The 19130-nt window shown below is 64.0% G+C and carries 15 protein-coding genes; 5 read left to right on the top strand and 10 right to left on the bottom strand.

Features of this window, described 5'->3' with window-relative positions; translation table 11 throughout:
• Positions 1-136: 136 nt before the first annotated feature.
• Positions 137-2185 (bottom strand): ALF repeat-containing protein, encoded by a 2049-nt coding sequence (locus ACNAOU_RS01940; protein ID WP_422757899.1) that lies wholly within the window; start codon positions 2183-2185, stop codon positions 137-139.
• Positions 2186-2446: 261 nt separating this feature from the next.
• On the opposite strand from ACNAOU_RS01940, the gene ACNAOU_RS01935 reads away from it, so the two are divergent.
• Positions 2447-3883 (top strand): amino acid permease, encoded by a 1437-nt coding sequence (locus ACNAOU_RS01935; protein WP_422757898.1) that lies wholly within the window; start codon positions 2447-2449, stop codon positions 3881-3883.
• A 73-nt stretch (positions 3884-3956) separates the two neighbouring features.
• On the opposite strand, the gene ACNAOU_RS01930 is transcribed toward ACNAOU_RS01935, so the two are convergent.
• Genes ACNAOU_RS01930 through ACNAOU_RS01920 form a run of 3 tightly spaced genes read right to left on the bottom strand, consistent with a single transcriptional unit; the run spans position 3957 to position 7338 of the window.
• Positions 3957-5141, bottom strand: coding sequence for an IS30 family transposase (locus tag ACNAOU_RS01930; RefSeq protein ID WP_039243563.1), 1185 nt, complete (start codon positions 5139-5141; stop codon positions 3957-3959).
• Positions 5142-5192: 51 nt separating this feature from the next.
• Positions 5193-5942 (bottom strand): 3-hydroxybutyrate dehydrogenase, encoded by a 750-nt coding sequence (locus tag ACNAOU_RS01925; RefSeq protein WP_018780360.1) that lies wholly within the window; start codon positions 5940-5942, stop codon positions 5193-5195.
• Positions 5943-5946: 4 nt separating this feature from the next.
• Positions 5947-7338: an MFS transporter gene (locus ACNAOU_RS01920; RefSeq protein WP_039239375.1), complete on the bottom strand. Its 1392-nt coding sequence runs from the start codon at positions 7336-7338 to the stop codon at positions 5947-5949.
• Between the two features lie 137 nt (positions 7339-7475).
• On the opposite strand from ACNAOU_RS01920, the gene ACNAOU_RS01915 reads away from it, so the two are divergent.
• Both ACNAOU_RS01915 and ACNAOU_RS01910 read left to right on the top strand, forming a co-directional pair.
• Positions 7476-8372 carry a LysR family transcriptional regulator gene (locus ACNAOU_RS01915; RefSeq protein WP_018780362.1) on the top strand — a complete coding sequence of 299 codons (897 nt, stop codon included), beginning with the start codon at positions 7476-7478 and terminating at the stop codon, positions 8370-8372.
• A gap of 82 nt (positions 8373-8454) precedes the next feature.
• The gene (locus tag ACNAOU_RS01910; RefSeq protein WP_039243563.1) at positions 8455-9639 is read left to right on the top strand and encodes an IS30 family transposase; all 1185 of its coding nucleotides are present in this window, start codon (positions 8455-8457) and stop codon (positions 9637-9639) included.
• Between the two features lie 76 nt (positions 9640-9715).
• On the opposite strand, the gene ACNAOU_RS01905 is transcribed toward ACNAOU_RS01910, so the two are convergent.
• The 6 genes from ACNAOU_RS01905 to ACNAOU_RS01880 form a co-directional block, all read right to left on the bottom strand.
• Positions 9716-10576, bottom strand: coding sequence for an ABC transporter ATP-binding protein (locus ACNAOU_RS01905; protein WP_209783740.1), 861 nt, complete (start codon positions 10574-10576; stop codon positions 9716-9718).
• The gene (locus ACNAOU_RS01900; protein WP_422757897.1) at positions 10573-11661 is read right to left on the bottom strand and encodes a FecCD family ABC transporter permease; all 1089 of its coding nucleotides are present in this window, start codon (positions 11659-11661) and stop codon (positions 10573-10575) included. Before ACNAOU_RS01900 ends, ACNAOU_RS01905 begins: the two co-directional genes overlap by 4 nt.
• The gene (locus tag ACNAOU_RS01895; RefSeq protein ID WP_179128484.1) at positions 11658-12728 is read right to left on the bottom strand and encodes a Fe(3+)-siderophore ABC transporter permease; all 1071 of its coding nucleotides are present in this window, start codon (positions 12726-12728) and stop codon (positions 11658-11660) included. Before ACNAOU_RS01895 ends, ACNAOU_RS01900 begins: the two co-directional genes overlap by 4 nt.
• A gap of 15 nt (positions 12729-12743) precedes the next feature.
• Positions 12744-13625 (bottom strand): siderophore-interacting protein, encoded by an 882-nt coding sequence (locus tag ACNAOU_RS01890; RefSeq protein WP_422757896.1) that lies wholly within the window; start codon positions 13623-13625, stop codon positions 12744-12746.
• Entirely contained in the window at positions 13622-14554 is a 933-nt protein-coding gene (locus tag ACNAOU_RS01885) for an ABC transporter substrate-binding protein (RefSeq protein WP_039239365.1), read from the bottom strand. Before ACNAOU_RS01885 ends, ACNAOU_RS01890 begins: the two co-directional genes overlap by 4 nt.
• A 144-nt stretch (positions 14555-14698) precedes the next feature.
• Entirely contained in the window at positions 14699-15535 is an 837-nt protein-coding gene (locus ACNAOU_RS01880) for a helix-turn-helix domain-containing protein (protein WP_210078210.1), read from the bottom strand.
• A 40-nt stretch (positions 15536-15575) separates the two neighbouring features.
• Between ACNAOU_RS01880 and ACNAOU_RS01875 the strand changes: the two genes are divergently transcribed.
• Complete coding sequence (locus ACNAOU_RS01875; protein ID WP_422757895.1) at positions 15576-17345, top strand: ABC transporter ATP-binding protein; 1770 nt, start codon at positions 15576-15578, stop codon at positions 17343-17345.
• Positions 17342-19129 (top strand): ABC transporter ATP-binding protein, encoded by a 1788-nt coding sequence (locus tag ACNAOU_RS01870; RefSeq protein WP_422757893.1) that lies wholly within the window; start codon positions 17342-17344, stop codon positions 19127-19129. The genes ACNAOU_RS01875 and ACNAOU_RS01870 overlap by 4 nt, the downstream gene beginning before the upstream one ends.
• Position 19130 lies beyond the last annotated feature (1 nt).

The following is a 19130-nucleotide window of genomic DNA, read 5'->3' as shown; positions in this document are numbered from 1 at the left end:
GCCGAAGCATACTGTCCGGTATCCCGTACTCAAGCGTGCACCTTTCACAAGGCATTGACCAGCACCGGGCCGCCGGGAGTGTCCGGTATACCGGACACTCCGACGACGTTTTCCGACTGCCCGGAGGCGTTGCCGGCTATCCCTCGGCTGGGGAGGGACCCTTGCGGCGCAACAGGAACGTGATGGCTCCAGCTGCTGCCAGGACCAGTGCCACGATGAGGCCGATGGTCCAGCCACTGATGCCCGCAGAAGAAGCAGCCATCGGAGCAGCCGCCTCCTGCGACTGGGAATCCACCGATGTGGAGCCCTTTGCTGCCGAGGTCGTCGGCGGCACGGAAATGCTCGGTGTGGCCGAAGGCGTTGCCGCGGGCTTTTCTACGGACTCCGTGACAGTGCCGGTCTCAGCCAGTCCGACGGCGGGAGCGTACTCGCGCGGCCACGGAATGACGATCGGGGCTGCTCCTGTTACCGATTGCTGCGATGCATCAACGCTGCCGGCCGAAAGCTGCCCACCAGCGGCTTCGGCCTGGCGTGCGGCTTCAGCTTGACGTGCGGCCTCGGCTTGGCGTGCGGCTTCAGCGGCCTTCGCAGCGTCAGCCGCCCTACCGGCGTCGAGGATTGCCTGGTCAGTGAGCCGCGACAGCTCTGCGAGAGCGGCGTTTACGGCGGCGGTATGCCGGGCATTCGCCGCGTCCTTCTCGGCAGCAGTGAACTGTTCGCTTGATGCAAATGCCTGAAGTTCCGCTCGCCCGCCCGCCATCGCTACGCCAGCAGCAGTCTGGAGCTCCGGAGAATCGAGCCTTATGAGACCGTCGGCCAATTCCGAGTTATCCAAGTACTGCGCGTCGGAGTGTCCGTACTCAAGGAAGTACCGGACATCTGCATGGTTGACGGACTTAACAGCGTCCTTAGCAGCCTGGACCACGTGCACGCCGCCCGCGGCCATGTGCTGGAAAGCACGCTGCCTGTCGTTAACAAAGGCTGCACTGTCCTGTTCGCTCGCGAGACCGTGACCATCGGCAATGAAGTCCTTGACGGCAGAGTTCCCACCCAGCAGAGCAGCCTCAGCTGCCTTCCGCACTTCAGGCGTACCCACCAATGCGAGGTCCAGTGCGGCCTGGCGGGCTTCCATGATCAGAGGATCAAGATCAGCTCCAGGGGCCGTTAGCGTCGACAGCAAAGCCGGAAGCTCGGCGGCGGCCTTTTTGAATGCAGCCTTGGCGGGCTCTTGGGATGCGAGCCGGGCTTTGTCTATGGCCTGCTTGGGCCAAGCCTGCGAGAAGCGATAGTCCCGCTCTTCCAGCAAGCGCCTCAGGTCGGTCTTCTTCGGGCCATCAACGGCGTGTCGCGCGTTCTCCAGAGCAGTCTTCGCGCGATCCGCCACGGCTGCCGAGCCAGCAGGGTTGGCTGCGATATCTGCCCTCACAGCGTCGAGTGATTTGGTGACCGTAGTCAATTTTTGGTCCTGCGCTGCGGCAACGAACTGACCGTAGCGCAGGTATGTAGCAAGGACTTCAGGGTCGTAGGTGTCCAGAGCAGCCTGCGCTCCGCGAGTGACGGCGGCAATGGGCGAATTGGTCAGATAGGTTACTGCCTCACGATCCTGGCCCTGAGCGGTCTTTTGCCAGCCTTCGAGAACGAACTCCTCGACAGCCTCACTGCCGTTGTCCAGGCTCTTGGAAGCAGCCATCCGGATGGGACCCGAGTAGTTGAGGAACCGAGTGGCCGTTATCCGCAGGTCGAGATCCCAGGCGCCGGCCCAGCCCTTTGACAGGAAGCTCGTGATCACGCTGGGGTCGTTAGTGGCCAGTATCCTGACCGCGCTCTCCCTGACATGCTCGCTCCCCCGTGTCGTCAGCTCGGTGACCAACTGCTTCCGGTCAGCTGCCAGCGCGACGTCCTGGCCGCCGTCGAGGAATGCCTGGACCGCGTCCGGCCCACCCACCAAGGCGGCAGCGGCGGCGGTGCGGATTGCGGGACCGCCGGTCTTCCAGAGCTCAACCACGCCAGCGGCGTCACTCACCCGTTCCACGAAAGGCACGGGAGCTTGCGAGGCGTTCGGAACCTCAAAATTCGGCACGTCATAGGCCTGCGCGGGTGCGGCAAAGAGCAAGGATGCCCCGGCCACTACGGCAACAACGGCAGCTGCCCAACGGCGTCGGGTAGCGCGGATTACGGAAATCATGAGTCCCCCAAGTAACAGATGCAAGAGTCAGCACAGAGTTCAAAGGGGGCGACGCGAAATGCGAGGGATGCCTGACCGTGTTGAAGAGCTGTCCGCGGTCATCATATCCGACCGGGAACTATGACTTTTACCACCCTCTGATGAGACCCACAGCATGGTGTCTGCGATCAAAGACACCAATCCCTCGTGAGTCCGATCACAAGGCCGTCAAAAGTGATCTGCTGGATAGCGATCCCCTCCCAAAGACGAGAAGGTTTTACTATGCAACAAACCAAGCTGGCTGTGGAGAGCTCTGTCCTCCAGGCCGCAGGTACGGCGCTCAGCCGAGGCCTCAACGTCCGTCACATCCGTTTCATGGCACTCGGATCCGCGATCGGCACCGGCCTGTTCTACGGCTCGGCATCCGCCATCCAAAAGGCCGGACCGGCCGTCCTGCTCGCCTACATCATCGGCGGCGCGGCCGTGTTCATGGTGATGCGCGCCCTCGGCGAAATGGCCGTCCGACACCCCGTGTCCGGCTCGTTCGGCCAATACGCGAGCCGCTACCTGGGGCCTTTCGCCGGTTTCGTAACCGGGTGGACCTACGTGTTCGAAATGGCTATCGTGGCAATCGCCGACGTCACGGCCTTCAGTATCTATATGGGCTTCTGGTTCCCACAGGTGGACAGATGGATCTGGGTGCTGGCGATCATCCTGTTCCTGGGCGCCATGAACCTGCTCAGCGTGAAGGTGTTTGGTGAGCTTGAGTTCTGGTTCTCGCTGATCAAGGTGGTGGCGATTATCGCCATGATCGTGGGCGGTGCGGCGATCATCGTGTTCGGTTTCCAAACGGGCGACGGCGGTGGCGTGGCACCGGGGCTGGGGAACCTCGTGAACCACGGCGGTTTGTTCCCCAACGGGTTCGAAGGGCTCCTGGCAGCGTTCGCCGTCGTGATGTTTGCGTTTGGCGGGATCGAAACGATCGGCATCACCGCAGGCGAAGCCGCCGACCCCAAAAAGGTCATCCCGCAGGCCGTCAACACCGTGCCCGTGCGGGTGCTCCTGTTCTACGTGCTGACTTTGGGCGTGCTGATGAGCATCTTCCCGTGGAACGAGATCGGCAGCAGCGGCAGCCCGTTCGTGCAGATCTTCGACGGACTGGGCATCCCGGCCGCTCCGCACATCCTCAACGCCGTGGTCATCACCGCCGCGCTGTCGGCGATCAACAGCGACATTTTCGGGGCCGGGCGCATCCTGTTTGGTCTGGCGCAGCAGGGCCACGCGCCCAAGAGCTTCAGCAAGATTTCCCGCCACGGCGTTCCGTGGATGACCGTGGTGATGATGGGTTGCATCCTGCTGGTGGGCGTCGTTTTGAACGCCGTCATCCCCGAAGACGTGTTCGTGCTCATTGCCTCGATCGCCACCTTCGCCACCGTGTGGGTCTGGGTGATGATCCTGGTTTCGCACGTCGCGATGAAGCGGGAGATCAAGCGCAAGGGCCTGCCGGCGTCGGAATTCGGCTCGCCGCTCTGGCCTGCTGCGTCCATCCTGACCATGGCGTTCATGGCGATGGTCATCGTGATCCTTGGAGTCTTCGAGGACACCCGGGTTGCGTTGTACGTTGGCGGAACCTGGCTGGCACTCCTGTTCGTGGCCTACAAACTGTGGGTCCGCGGTGGTGGCCTGCGCCGGGCCGAATTGGTGGACGAAACCGCCTGATTTTCCACGCCCGTATGACAGTTAATGCCAATGTTCTCGCGGCAAAGTCAATTGGTGGGAGCAACGCTGGGGGTTAGGCCGCTTGTAGCAGCTGGTTTAGCCGGTTGGCTGGGGTCTCGAGGTTCAGTGTTGGTCTGGGGCGGCGGTTGAGTTTCGCTGCGACCAGGCGGATGTCCTCGGGGGTGTGCACTGAAAGGTCAGTGCCTTTCTCGAACCAGAACCGCAGGAGCCGGTTGGTGTTTTCGTTGGTGCCGCGCTGCCAGGGCGAGTGCGGGTCGCAGAAGTACATCGTCGTATCGAGAGCGGTCTGGATTTTTGCGTAGTCGGCCAGTTCGGTGCCGCGGTCCCAGGTGATCGACCGGCGCAGGTGATCCGGGAGGGAGGCCATCTCCCGGATCATCGCGGCGGCAACGGTTTCCGCGGTGTGGTCCCCTGGCAGGTGCAGCAGGATCGTGAACCGGGTTGAGCGTTCCACCAAGGTTCCGATCGCTGTCCCGTTGGCGCCGATGATGAGGTCACCTTCCCAATGCCCGGGCACTGCCCGGTCCTGGACCTCGGCGGGACGTTGGCTGATCTTGAAGGCCTCTTTATAGGGGCTGTTGGCGCGCCGGTCAGTGCCGTGGGGGATGCGTTGTTTGCGTTTCAGGCTGAGCTTTTCGGCCAGGTCCGCCCGCAGGTTCCCGCGGGTTTGGACGTAAAGGGCCTGGTAGATCGTCTCGTGGCTCACCTGCATAGTCTGATCGTCACCGAAGTAATACGCCAACATCGAGGAGATCAGCTTCGGACTCCACCCGTCATCCATCCAGACGCCGATCAGCCGGCACAAACCCTCGTCCTTGGCCAGCCTGAAGGGTTTGGGACGGCGCCTGTCCTGATGCGCTTTGGCGTGAGCGACCGAGGCGTAGTACTTCCCGTCCGCGCTCGTGTGGCGTTTGACCTCCCGCCAAACTACGGACTTATCCCGCCCGATCAATGCGCCGATCTTCGCGTAACTGAGGCCCATCCGCACACCCATCTGGATCATGCCTCGCTCTTCCAGACCCAACGCACGGCCAGGGCCCCCGACTGAAGGAGCAGGATCGGCAAGACCTCCGGTAGCACCCCGGTTCACGGTCATCATTAGGCCAGACTGAACCCACCAATTGTGCCCGGTAGCGTGCACCGCCCCGACACGCCGGGCAGCAGTACGAACAGGCATCCCCGCACACACCAAATCAAGAAACTCAGTACGCGCAGCCTTGGGGAACAACTTGACCATAAAACGCTCCATCAATCAGAGCGTTGCAACGACCCTATGACTTTGCCGCGGCTACCTGGCCGACCACCCGCCGTCCATGGTGTAGCTCGCGCCGGTGACCATACCGGCGTCGTCGGAGGCCATCCAAGCTGCCAACGACGCAACTTCCTCCGGCTCCACCAACCGCTTCACCGCCGACTCCGTGAGCATCACCTTGGCCAGGACTTCGGCCTCGGGGATGCCATGGAGCCGGGCCTGGTCCGCGATCTGCTTCTCAACAAGGGGCGTGCGGACGTAGCCGGGGTTGATGCAGTTGGACGTGACACCGTGCTCACCGCCTTCCAAAGCAGTGACCTTGCTGAGTCCCTCAAGACCGTGCTTGGCGGACACGTACGCGCTCTTGTAGGCCGAGGCCCGGAGCCCGTGGACCGAGGAGATGTTGATGATCCGCCCGAAGTTGTTGGCGTACATGTGCGGGAGGGCGGCACGGATCAGGAGGAACGGCGCCTCCAGCATCAGGGCCAGGATCCGTCGGAACTCGGCTGGTTCGAACTCCTCGATCGGCGCGACCTTTTGGATGCCGGCGTTGTTGACCAGGATGTCGCAGTCAAGGCTCAGTGCGGCCAACGCCTCAGTATCCAGCAAGTCCACCGTCCAGGCCGTGCCGCCCAGCTCGTCGGCAAGGGCCGCAGCTCCGGAGGCATCGACGTCGGCCACTACTACCTTCGCGCCGCGTGCGGCGAGCGCACGGGCACAGGCAGCCCCGATACCGCTCGCGCCTCCGGTTATCAGCGCTTTGCGTCCGTTCAAGGAGTTGTCCATCAGATCAGCCCTTCGAGGTAGCGGGTGCGGTGGTGAGTCCGTGCTTTACTGCGTCGGCCTCGTCCACCTCCTGGAGCGCGATGCCTTTGGTTTCCTTGAGTGAAATAACCGCGACGGCGGTAATCGCGCAGGCGACCACGAGGTAGATCGCTGTGGGAACCCATGAGCCGGTGTCCTTGAGCCACTGGGTTGCCAGCAGCGGAGCGAGTGATCCGGCGAATATGGACGTGACCTGCGAGCCCAGTGAGACGCCGGAGTAGCGCATGCGGGTGGGGAAGAGCTCGGACATGATGGCCGGCTGACCGGCGTACATGAAGGCGTGCAGGCAGAGGCCGATGGTCACGGCGAGCACGATGATCACGGCGTTCTTGGTGTCGAACATGGGGAAGGCGAAGAACGGCCAGGTTGCACCGGTAATGGCGCCGATGAGGTACACGGGCTTGCGGCCCCACGAATCAACAAGCCGGCCGACCTGCGGAATGACCAGGAAGTGGATGACGTGGGCGATCAGGAGTGCCAGCAGGAGCGAGGACGTGTCGTACTTGTGGACGCTCTTGAGGTAGACGATCGCGAAGCTCACCACGAGGTAGTACATGATGTTCTCCGCGAAACGGAGTCCCATGGCCTGCAGGATGCCCTTGGGGTACTTGCGGATGACCTCGCCGACGCCGTAGCTGATGGCCTTGGACTCTTCCACCTGTGCCTTGGCTTCGAGGAAGATCGGGGCTTCGGTGACGTGGGTTCGGATGTAGTAGCCAACGAACACGATCACCGCGGAGAGCCAGAATGCAACGCGCCAGCCCCAGCCGAGGAACGCTTCGCTGCTCAGGGTGGTGGACATAACGAACAGGACCAGTGTGGCCAGGAGGTTGCCCACCGGCACAGCGGCCTGCGGCCACGAGGACCAGAAACCACGCGACTTGTTGGGGCTGTGCTCAGCTACCAGCAACACAGCGCCACCCCACTCGCCGCCGAGCGCGAAGCCCTGGATGAAGCGAAGTGCCACCAGCATGGCCGGCGCCCAGTACCCGATGTCCATGAAGCCGGGGAGGCAGCCCATCAGGAACGTCGAGACGCCCACGATCACGATGGTCAGCTGCAGCGTCGGTTTGCGGCCGAGCTTGTCGCCGATCTGGCCGAACACGATGCCACCCAGCGGCCGCGCGACGAAACCCACGGCGTAGGTGATGAAGGCCTGGATGATGCCGTCCAGTTCGTTTCCTGTGCTCGGGAAGAAGTACTTGCCGAAAACGAGCGTGGCGGCTGTGGCGTACAGGAAGAACTCGTACCATTCCACGACGGTGCCCACCATCGAGGCCGCGACGATCTTCTTCAGGCCGGAGCCTTTGCCGGCGTCTTTCCCTGCTCTTGATGCGGAGCGCTGCTCTACGCTCATATCCATCTCCTCAGTGTCCTCTTTGACCCTTTTGAACGTGATGTGATCCACAACACGAAATGCTCCACTGAGTATTGCCGCAGATTTGTTATGCCTCAATGACCAAAGAGGCACCATATGTGTGCAAAATTGCAGATATGAAGCCGAACCCCGATGACCTCCTCATCTTCCTTGCCGTCTCACGTTCAGGGAAGTTCACGACGGCGGCACAAGCCTTGGGGCTGAACCACACCACCGTTTCGCGCAGGATAGCGGCGCTGGAGAAGGCATTGGGCGGCAGGATCCTGGCGCGTGCGGCCGGTGGATGGGAGGTGACGGAGTTGGGCGCCGAAGCGGTTCTGGTGGCAGAGCGGATCGAAGCTGCGGTGGGTGCGCTGGGACCCAGCGACCGCGCACCCGACCCCATTACCGGCGTCGTACGCATGACCGCGACGGATGGTTTCAGCGCCTATATCGCGGCACCAGCGGTGGCCCGTCTGCGGAGCTCGCACCCTGGTCTCAGCGTGGAGATTGTGACGGTGACGCGTCGGGCGTTGCAGCAGCGCTCGGGCCTGGACATCGAGGTGGTGGTCGGGACGCCGCAAGTGCACCGGGCTGAAGCGATCCGACTTGGCGAGTACCGGCTGGGAATGTACGCCTCCCGTGCCTATCTGAAAGACAACGGGACGCCTTCCAGCATTGAGGAACTGACGCAGCACCAGCTGGTGTACTTCGTGGACTCAATGCTCCAGGTGGATGATCTGGACGCTCCCCGGCGGCTGGTTCCCACCATGCGCGACGGGCTGAGCTCAACGAACGTCTTTGTCCACGTCGAAGCAACCAGGGCCGGCGCCGGGGTGGGGTTCCTGCCGTGCTTCATGGCTGACCGGCACGCGGATCTGGTCAGGTTGCTGCCATCGGACTTCGCGGAGCTGCTCCCCTACTGGATGGTCCTCCGCCCGGACTCCATGCGCCGCCCCGCGGTAGCCGCCGTCGTGCAGGCTTTGCGGGAGGAGACGGAGAGCCGGCGGGAGGAACTGCTGGGGGCGGGATGAGTCTCCGAGGTGGCAGTTAATGGCAATGTTTTCGCGGCAAAGTCATAGGGTCGTTGCAACGCTCTGATTGATGGAGCGTTTTATGGTCAAGTTGTTCCCCAAGGCTGCGCGTACTGAGTTTCTTGATTTGGTGTGTGCGGGGATGCCTGTTCGTACTGCTGCCCGGCGTGTCGGGGCGGTGCACGCTACCGGGCACAATTGGTGGGTTCAGTCTGGCCTAATGATGACCGTGAACCGGGGTGCTACCGGAGGTCTTGCCGATCCTGCTCCTTCAGTCGGGGGCCCTGGCCGTGCGTTGGGTCTGGAAGAGCGAGGCATGATCCAGATGGGTGTGCGGATGGGCCTCAGTTACGCGAAGATCGGCGCATTGATCGGGCGGGATAAGTCCGTAGTTTGGCGGGAGGTCAAACGCCACACGAGCGCGGACGGGAAGTACTACGCCTCGGTCGCTCACGCCAAAGCGCATCAGGACAGGCGCCGTCCCAAACCCTTCAGGCTGGCCAAGGACGAGGGTTTGTGCCGGCTGATCGGCGTCTGGATGGATGACGGGTGGAGTCCGAAGCTGATCTCCTCGATGTTGGCGTATTACTTCGGTGACGATCAGACTATGCAGGTGAGCCACGAGACGATCTACCAGGCCCTTTACGTCCAAACCCGCGGGAACCTGCGGGCGGACCTGGCCGAAAAGCTCAGCCTGAAACGCAAACAACGCATCCCCCACGGCACTGACCGGCGCGCCAACAGCCCCTATAAAGAGGCCTTCAAGATCAGCCAACGTCCCGCCGAGGTCCAGGACCGGGCAGTGCCCGGGCATTGGGAAGGTGACCTCATCATCGGCGCCAACGGGACAGCGATCGGAACCTTGGTGGAACGCTCAACCCGGTTCACGATCCTGCTGCACCTGCCAGGGGACCACACCGCGGAAACCGTTGCCGCCGCGATGATCCGGGAGATGGCCTCCCTCCCGGATCACCTGCGCCGGTCGATCACCTGGGACCGCGGCACCGAACTGGCCGACTACGCAAAAATCCAGACCGCTCTCGATACGACGATGTACTTCTGCGACCCGCACTCGCCCTGGCAGCGCGGCACCAACGAAAACACCAACCGGCTCCTGCGGTTCTGGTTCGAGAAAGGCACTGACCTTTCAGTGCACACCCCCGAGGACATCCGCCTGGTCGCAGCGAAACTCAACCGCCGCCCCAGACCAACACTGAACCTCGAGACCCCAGCCAACCGGCTAAACCAGCTGCTACAAGCGGCCTAACCCCCAGCGTTGCTCCCACCAATTGACTTTGCCCGCAAAACACTGTCATTAAGTGCCACTTCGCGGGTCGGGGGAATCAGGACCCAAGCGGGATCACCAGCGGAGTGTGGCTCACGGGGTCGTCGATCACGAGGCACGGCAGGCCGAAAACGTGCTCCACCAGCTCGGCTGTCACTACATCGGCGGGCCGGCCCTCGGCAACCACGGCGCCGTCCTTCATGGCGATGAGGTGCGTGGCGTAGCGGCAGGCGTGATTGAGGTCGTGGAGCACGGCCACGAGGGTGTTTCCTTCGCCGTTGAGGCGGCGGAACAACTCCAGGAGCTCGATCTGGTGCGCGATGTCCAGGAACGTGGTGGGTTCGTCCAGCAGGAGCAACGGGGTTTGCTGCGCCAACACCATGGCCACCCACACGCGTTGCCGCTGCCCGCCGGAGAGTTCGTCCACCAAACGCCCGGACAGTCCTTCAACATTCGTCGCTTCCAACGCCTGAACCACCGCGGCCTCGTCAGCCTCAGACCACTGGCGCAGCAGCTTCTGGTGCGGGTACCGGCCACGGGCTACGAGGTCCGCCACGGTGATTCCGTCGGGTGCAATGGAGGTCTGCGGCAACAAACCGAGGCGGCGCGCGACTTCCTTGGCCCCATAGGAGGAGATGCTCTTGCCATCCAAAAGCACCGACCCGGACGTCGGCTCCAGCAGCCGGGACAACGCCCGCAGCAACGTCGACTTACCGCAGGCATTCGGGCCCACGATCACCGTGAACCCGCCGTCCGGAATCCGCACGTCAAGCGCCTCGGACACCGTGCGTCCCGCGTAGCCGAGACTCACGCTCTCGGCGCTGAGGCGCGAAGCGAAGGGGCGGGCACCCGGCGCAAAACCAGAAACGGGATCAACCAACACATCAGTCACAACAGACTCCTTCAATTCTTCGCTCATTGCCGCTTCACCTCACGGGCAAGGAGCCACACGAGGTAGCAGCCGCCGATGCTGACAGTCACCACACCTACCGGCAATTGCGTGGGCGCAAAAAGGTTCTGCGCCGCGATGTCGCTGGCCACCAACAGGAAAGCGCCCATGGCAGCCGACGGGACCAAGCCCACAGAGGCCGAGCGGGTGAGACGGCGCGCGAGTTGCGGTGCTGCCAGCGATACAAAGGCGATTGGCCCCGCGGCGGCGGTGACCATCGCCGTCAAAGCCACGCCAACCACTGCCAGAACCAGCCGCGAGCCTTCCAGCCGAACACCCAAGGCGCGGGCGGCGTCGTCGCCCATTTCCAACAGGCCCAGCCGCCTGCCGTAGAAAGACAGCACCACCAGCAGCGCCCCGAACACGATCATCACCGGCAACACCTGGTCCCAGGTGATCTTGTTCAAGGAACCTGCACCCCAGACGGCTGCCGACATTGCCTGCTCCAGCGAGGCTTTGAGAATGAGCCAGGTATTCACCGAGGCCAACATGGCGCTCACAGCGATGCCCGCGATGATGAGTCGGAACCCCTGGATGCCCTTCTTGTAAGCGAACACGTACACCAGCGCGGCAGTCACCAGACCACCCACCAGAGCACCCGCCGACACCGCAAAGTAGCCGCCACCCATCAGCAGGATGACCACCAGCGCACCCGTATAGGCGCCCGTGTTGAAGCCGATCACATCGGGGCTTCCCAGCGCGTTGCGGGTCAGCGACTGGAAGATTGCCCCGCTGACCCCCATGGCCGCCCCCAATAACAGGGCCAGGAGGACACGGGGCAATCTCCACTCCACCACCACCATGTGCACGGCGCCACTGGATTGGCCCAGCAGCGCCGAAACAACGTCCGGCACCGCAACGCTGAACTCACCCAGGCCAAGGGCGACGACGGCGAGCGCCAGGGCGGCGGTAAGCAGGACGGCGGTGACAACCAAGGTCCGGACGTCGAGGCGAACTGAGACGCGTCCGCCAAAGCGGCGGATAGCGATGGTCCGCCGGCCGAAGTCGACGGACGTCGCCTTCTCAAGGGGAAACGCCTGGTCAAGGGATGTCACAGGGTGCTCACTTTCCGGCGCCGGATGAGCCAGATGAGGACGGGAGCGCCCACAAAAGCAGTAATGATTCCCACCTGCATTTCGCCGGGCCGGAGGACCAGCCTGCCAAGAATGTCGGACACCAGCAGCAGCACAGGCGAGAGCACCAAAGTGTAGGCCAGGATCCAGCGTTGGTCCGGACCAACGATCCAGCGGGCGACGTGTGGCACCATGAGCCCCACGAAGCCGATAGGTCCGGCGGCAGCGGTGGCGGCTCCGCAGAGCAGCGTGACCGCGATGATGGTCCAGATCCGGGTGCGCACGATGTTGGCACCGAGGGATCTGGCGGTGTCATCGCCCATGGCCACAGCGTTGAGGGGACGGGCCATGCACAGCGCTATCAGCGTTCCCAGCAGGATGAACGGCGCCACGGAAGCCAATACTTCCCACGTGCGATTGCTCAACGTTCCTGCACTCCAACTGCGCATACTGTCGAACACGGCCGGACGCAGGAGCGTGATGCCGGACGAAATGCCGCCGAGGACCGCGCCCAGGGCAACCCCGGCAAGGGTGAGGCGGAGCGGAGTGGTCCCACCCCTTCCCCGCGAACCGATGAAGTACACGGCCACCGTGGCAACGACCGCGCCAAGGAAGGAGAACCAGATGTACTGCTGGATGCTGGTGACGCCGAAGAGCGCCACCCCGAGGACCACGAAGAAGCCGGCGCCGGCGTTGACGCCCAGGATGCCGGGGTCCGCCAACGGGTTGCGCGTCAGGGCCTGGATCAGCGCGCCGGACAGGCCCAGGGCTACGCCCACCAGCACGCCGGTGACCGTCCGGGGCAGGCGAAGGTCGTGGATGATCACGTGTTCCGGCGAGCCGTCGTACGCGGTGATGGCGGGCCATAGACTCCCCGGGTCCACGTCTTTGGATCCCACCACAAGGCTCAGCCACAGGACCAGCGCCAGTGCACCGACTGCGGAAAGCAGCCCCAGGAGCCTATGCCTGTTCACAGCCGCCAAGGCCGCCGGCCGCAACGTGCCCGCTGAAACCGGCGCGGTTTCAGCGGGGGCTGATCGCAACTCCATGGTCCCGGCCGCCACTTAGAGCCCCAGCAATTCGAACCTGGCGTCCTGCAGGTCCGCGATTTCCTCGTGGTCACGATTCCCGTTGGACCAGAGCTCGTCGAACCAGCGGCGGGTTTCGGCGTCGAGGTTTTCCCAGCGCTGTTCCCAAGCCTCGCTCTTGTCCGTCCAGTAGCCGATCAGCTTGTAGGACTCGGGCGTGAGCTTCTTCTCGTGCCGAAGATACTTGCGGATCCCCCGCAGCACCTTGGTCTCGCCGGCCACCCAGATGTAGCCGACACCGCCGGGCAGTTCCATCGACCGCAGGACCTCCTCCAGGCGGGATTGGCTGTGGCCGTTCCCGCCGTGGATCCAAGCGAGTTCGGTCCCGGCGCCGAGGGTGATCTCCTGCTGGTGCGTGGCGTGCTCAACCTCGATCAGCACCCGCGTTCGAACGCCTGGCGGCGTCTGCTCCACAAGCCGGGCCACGGCCGGAAGTCCGGTGGCGTCTGCCAGCAGGATCTGCCACTGCAGCCCCGCCGGCGGTTCGTACAGACCGGTCGGAGAGTTGAGTCCGACGACGTCCCCCACCTGGGCGCGCTGCGCCCAGGAAGCTGCCAGTCCGCCGTCGTGAACTACAAAATCAATGTCGACGGTGCCGGCGGCAGTATCCACTGACCGGACTGTGTAGGTCCGCATGGCGGACGGCTCGACGCCGGGCTCCCAGTCCCAGGAGTCGCCGGTGGAGATGGGAAGCCGCGCTTCCCGGGCACCCGGCTTGGGCAGGAAGACGCGGAGGTATTCGTCGCCGATTCCTGTGGTGTCAAAGCCGGCAAGGGCGGGTCCGCCGAAGGTAATCCGGATCATTCCGGGCGTGAGAAAGCGGGTTCCGACTACCTCGGCGCGGTAGATCCGCATCATGGCAGGAGGGCCTTTTCGATCTTCTCAAGCAGCGCATACTGGCCACTGGGTGAGCCGTAAATCATTTCGAGGTCGTACGTATGGATCTCTTTGTTGGCCACGAACGGCAGCGAGGTCCAGAGCTTGTTTCCGGCAAGCGGAGCGAAAGCGTCCGGGTTGGCACCGTCCTTTTCGGGAACCTCGGTGGTGATGGCGACATCGATTCCCTTGAGCTGCTCCAGTTGCTCGGCGCTCAACTTGCTGCCCTCGCCATCAGCCAGGGGTGAGATCTTCAGGCCCAGGTCCTTGATCACCAGGCAGGGCGTTCCGTAGCAGCTGACGGAGACCTGGTCCTCGTAGTAGTCCACGGGGCCGACCACCAGGTTGTCCTTGCCGGCCGCAGCGAGACGCTTCTTCACGTCGTCAACCTTGGCCTGGTACTTGTCCATCCAAGCCTGGTACTGAGCCGTCTTGCCGAAGGCTTCGGCTACGGTCTTGAACTTGGTGCGCCAGTCGCTGCCGTCGAAACCGTTGAAGGTATAGGTCGGCGCGATGTCGGAGAGCTTCCCGTCCAGTTCCTTGTCGTAACCCAGGCCGTTCAGGATAACGTCGGGCTGGGCCTTGAGGATGGCCTCGAAATTGAACTCCGGGTAGTTGGTGAACGGCGTGATGCCCTCCAACGCTTTCTGGTCGAAGAAGTACGGGAAGCCCTTGTAGCCGCTGTCCCGGATGGGCTGCTGGCTGGCCAGCGGAATGCCGAGGGTGATCAGCATGTCCAAGTCTGTGGTGTACATGCCCAGCGCCTTCCTGGGCTCGGCGGGCATGACGACTTCTTTGACCTCGCTTTGGACCGTCCGGGTCTCCGATGACGCGCTGGCGTTGGCATCGGTGGTGGCGCAACCGCTCAGGAGCAAAGCTGCGGATGCCAGTGCCGCAACGGCGGCAGACATGGTTTTAGGGCGTGAAATCACTGCGGTCCTCTTGATTCTCAGGGGAGGCGGAGAGCTCCCGGTAGCGGCGCTGCTTTGTCATCCGGCCGCCGAAGTTAGGTATACCTACCCTAACAATGCACTCCTCGAAAAGACCGCCGTCTTCTATTCGGAACCGGCCAAAGGCTGATGATTTCCGGCCTTCAGCGACGCCACGTACCAGCCAGGAGTGTGCCCCATCACCTTTCGGAACACCTGCACGAACGCGCTCGGATTGTTGTAACCCACACGCCTGCTGACCGACGACACCGGGTAGCCGGCCGCCAGCAAACCCAACGCCACGCGCACCCGGGCGTGGATCCGCCACTGGGCAAAGGTCATCCCGGTTTCCTTATGGAACAGCCGGGACAAGTTACGCACGCTGACGGCAACCACAACGCTCCACTCCTCCAACGAACGATCCAGGGCCGGATCATCAAGAAGCGCCCTGGCCATCAGTTCCAGCCGCGGATCGGTGGGCATGGGCAGCAGCATCGGCCGGGAATCAACGACCTCGAGCAGCCCCACCACAACATGCTCGGATCTCCGCCGGATGGAATCGTCCATGTCAAAGGTGCTCATGTGGCGCAGCAACTCCTGCGCGGCCGCGGGCACCGTGACAGCCACGGTTCGATGTGCCAGCGCGGGGGCCACCTGCGCATCAATGTGCGAGCAGTAAAAGCCCGTACCTTGCGTCGATTTCACCGCGTGCGCCACGCCCGCCGGGATCCATAGGCCCAGCGTCGAGGGGACCGCGAAGAACCCGTCGTCGGCTTCCACCGTGAGCACGCCGCGGGCACCCCAGAGCAGTTCATGGGTTTCGTGGACGTGTTCAGTCCAGGTAGCCGGCGTCGCGCACTCGAAGTATCCCGTATGGACACCACGGACATGCGGCGTGGAAAGGCTGCTGCCTGCTTCCACCGGCGGCGTATGTCCGGATTGCGATATAGCTTGGCGGGTCATCTGGCCTTCTCGAAGTTAGGTGAGCCTTACTATGGTAAGCATGCCTTCCAGTTCCGCTCTTCAGTCCTGCCCGCCCGGGCGCAACAAGCAAGCACCGTGGAAGGTATCCCGGATCTTCACGTTCGCCCTTTTTGCGAACGGCCGATGGAAGTTGCTGCTGGGAGGCTGTGCCGGGCTCGCGCTGCACCAGGTCAGCGAGGCTTTGGTGCCGGCCACCATTGGCGCGGCGGTGGACAACGCCATCCAACCGAACGACGTCGCCGCTCTCCTTGGGTGGCTGGGCGCCCTGGCCGTGGTCTTCGTGGTCCTGGCGCTCTCGTGGCGGCTCGGGACGCTGGCCACTGAGCGCTCCTTCAACTACGGCTCCCACGACCTCCGCCAACTCGTCGTGGAACGAAACCTTCACCCCCGCGGCATGGCCAGCCGGCGAGCGCCCGGCGAAATCGTCGCCATCGCGTCCTCCGACGCCGACAGGGTTGCAGGACTTTCCTGGCTGATCAGCGGCGGCCTGGCTGCCGTGGCCGGGCTGGTAACCTCCGCCGTCACGTTGCTGCTGATCTCCGTGCCCTTGGGGCTTGCCGTCCTCCTTGCGACCCCGGTGATGCTGCTCGTCATGCACCACCTCACCAAACCGCTGGAAAACCGCAGCGACGCTGAACAGTCCACGGCCGCGCGGGCAGGAGCCCTGGCGACGGACTTCATTACCGGTTCCCGCCCCTTGAAGGGCCTCGGCGCCGAGGACGCAGCCATCACCCGGTACCGCTCCGCGAGCCGGGTCTCGTTGGCTTCGGCGCTGAAAGCCATCCGCGCCAAGTCCGCCTACACAGGCGCCGGGACCGCCCTCTCTGCGGCGTTCCTGGCAGGCATCGCCTTCTTCGCGGCCTGGTTTGCCCTCCAGGGGACAATCTCCGTGGGTCAATTGGTGGCGGTTGTTGGCGTGGCCCAATTCGTCCAGGGACCTATGACCTGGCTCGGGTTCCTGAGTGTGGAACTGGCTCAAAAGCGCGCCTCCGCGGCGCGGATCGCAGCCGTATTGGAGGAACCGGCCGCAGTGCCGGCCCCCGAACAGTCCCGCTCACGCGAGCCCAAAGAGCGCACGACGCCGGACGACCGGTCCGCGGCGACCAGCGCGCCGCTGCTCGAAATCCACAGCGGCGCAGCTGACAGCACCTTGCCCGCCTTCACGGCGTCAGCCGGAGAAATCGTGGGGATCGTCCTCCCCGACAGCACGCAGGCGAGGCAGTTGGTGGACACCCTTGGCGTCCGCGTACCCACCCCGCCTGGCCTCATCTCCATTGATGGCCAGGATGCCGCAGGGCTCGACCCCGGCCACATCCGCTCGCAGGTCTTTGCCGACAACCACGATGGTGTCCTGTTCCGGGGCAGTGTCCGCGAAAATGTCGCGGCACCCGCCGCCCTACTGGAGGAACGCGCCATGGCCGCTGCCGCCGTCGGGGACTTTGTGTCCGGGCTGCCCGACGGCACCGAAACCGTCCTGACCGGTCATGCCCAGAGCCTCTCCGGCGGCCAGCGGCAACGGCTGGTACTGGGCCGCTCACTGCACCAGCCGCAACCGGTACTGGTCCTGCACGACCCCACCACCGCCGTCGACACCGCAACGGAAGCCGTGATCGCCGACGGCCTGCGGAACTTCCCCGACAAGGCGCTGGTCCTGGTAACAACCAGTCCCACGCTGCTGGCGGCGTGCCACCGCGTAGTCATGGCGGGTGCGGGTGGTCCGGCGGAAACAGGCACCCACCGCGAGCTTCTTGCCACCTCCGCCGGCTACCGCGAAGTGGTGGGTTCATGAGCATCGAAATTCTTCCCATAGCCTCTCCCCGTGAAACACGGAAGGCCATGTGGCGCCTGTTGGCTCAGCGTCCGGGCAGGCTCACGTTGACCATCCTGGTCTTGCTGGCAGCGTCCTGCTGCGGGCTCGCGGCTCCGGCAATCCTGGGCATGATGGTCAATATTGCGGCGACGGGTGGAGACGTCCTGTCTTTGCTGTGGCTGGCCGTTTCCTTGTTGGTGGCCGGTGGCTTGGGAGCACTCCTGGGGATTCTGGGACAGAATCTCCTGGCCCGGATCTGCGAGGAAGCGTTGGCCGGACTGCGCGAGGACGTGTTTGCAGCAGCAGTCCGCAAGCCGCTGGCACAACTGGAAAAGGCAGGGATCGGCGACGTCGTTGCGCGGGTTTCCGGCGACGTGGAGGCCGTCAGCGAGGCCATCTCCCGCGTGCTGCCCGCGTTCACCAGCGCAGCGTTCACCATTGCCGTGACACTGTTTGGCCTGGGTGTGATCGACTGGCGGTTCGCCGTCGCCGTGCTGGTTGCGGCACCCTTGCAGGTCATCACGTTGCGCTGGTTCCTCAAACGGACCGCCCCCATCTATCGGACGGTCCGGATCACCGAGGCCAACCGGACCGAGCAGATCATCGAGACCGTCCACGGTTCGGCGTCCGTCGTGGCGCTGGGACTGGCAGAACGCCATGCCGATCTTGTGGCGGCAGCCTCCCGGGAAAACATCGGCCATTCGTTGCGCGGGGTTGGCTACCTGACCCGCTTCTACAACCGCCTCAACCTGGCCGAGCTCATTGGGCTGTCCGCCGTTTTGCTGGTGGGGTTCTGGCTACACGCCGAGGGCGCGGTAACCATTGGGGCAGCGACGGCAGCGGCACTGTATTTCTACCGGTTGTTCGATCCGATTGGCCTGGTCCTGGGGCAGTTCGACGAGCTCCAGAAGGCAGCCGCGGGCCTGGGCCGGATGTTCGGGCTGACGCAATCCGCGGGGCCGGCTGCTCCCCCGGACCGGACCAAGCCTGACGGCACCGCCCCGGGTGGCACCGCCCCGGAAAAGGACGCCGGAATCGTCTTGGACGATGTCTCCTTCGCCTACCCCGGCCAGCGTCCCGCGCTCAACGGAGTGTCCCTCACAATCAAACCCGGCGAACGTGTGGCCATCGTGGGAACGTCAGGGGCAGGCAAGACCACACTGGCCAAGGTCATCATGGGCTTGGAACAACCCCAACGCGGAACCGCCCTGGTGGGGGGCCTCAATTCCGCCACCGCCCACCCCGCGGAGCTGCATCAACGCATTGCCATGGTGAGCCAGGAAGTGCATGTCTTCTCCGGCACCCTCGCCGAGGACCTCAGGCTCGCCAAGCCGAACGCTTCCCCTGCGGAATTGCGGCAGGTCCTGCACACGGTAGGGGCCACTTGGAGTGAAACGCTCGACGACGGACTGGAGACTCCCGTAGGTGCCGGCGGCCACCAGCTCACCCCCGAGCAGGCGCAACAAGTAGCCCTTGCACGGCTCCTGCTCAAGGACCCGCCGATCGCCGTTCTGGACGAAGCGACGGCGGAGGCAGGAACGGGTTCGGCAACCATGCTTGACCAGGCCGCGGAAGCTGCCCTGGCAGGCAGAACGTCCGTGGTGATCGCGCACCGGCTGTCGCAGGCCGCCTCCGCGGATACAGTGGTGGTGATGGAGCACGGAAGGCTTGTTGAGTCCGGTCCGCACCAGGAATTGTTGGCCCACGGCGGCCGGTATGCCACCCTATGGGAGGCTTGGAACAGCTCCTTGAGCCGGGGGTAAC

The sequence above is a fragment of the Paenarthrobacter sp. C1 genome (assembly GCF_049315185.1).
GTDB classification, from domain to species: domain Bacteria; phylum Actinomycetota; class Actinomycetes; order Actinomycetales; family Micrococcaceae; genus Arthrobacter; species Arthrobacter nicotinovorans.
This window is presented reverse-complemented; position numbering and strand designations above follow the sequence as displayed.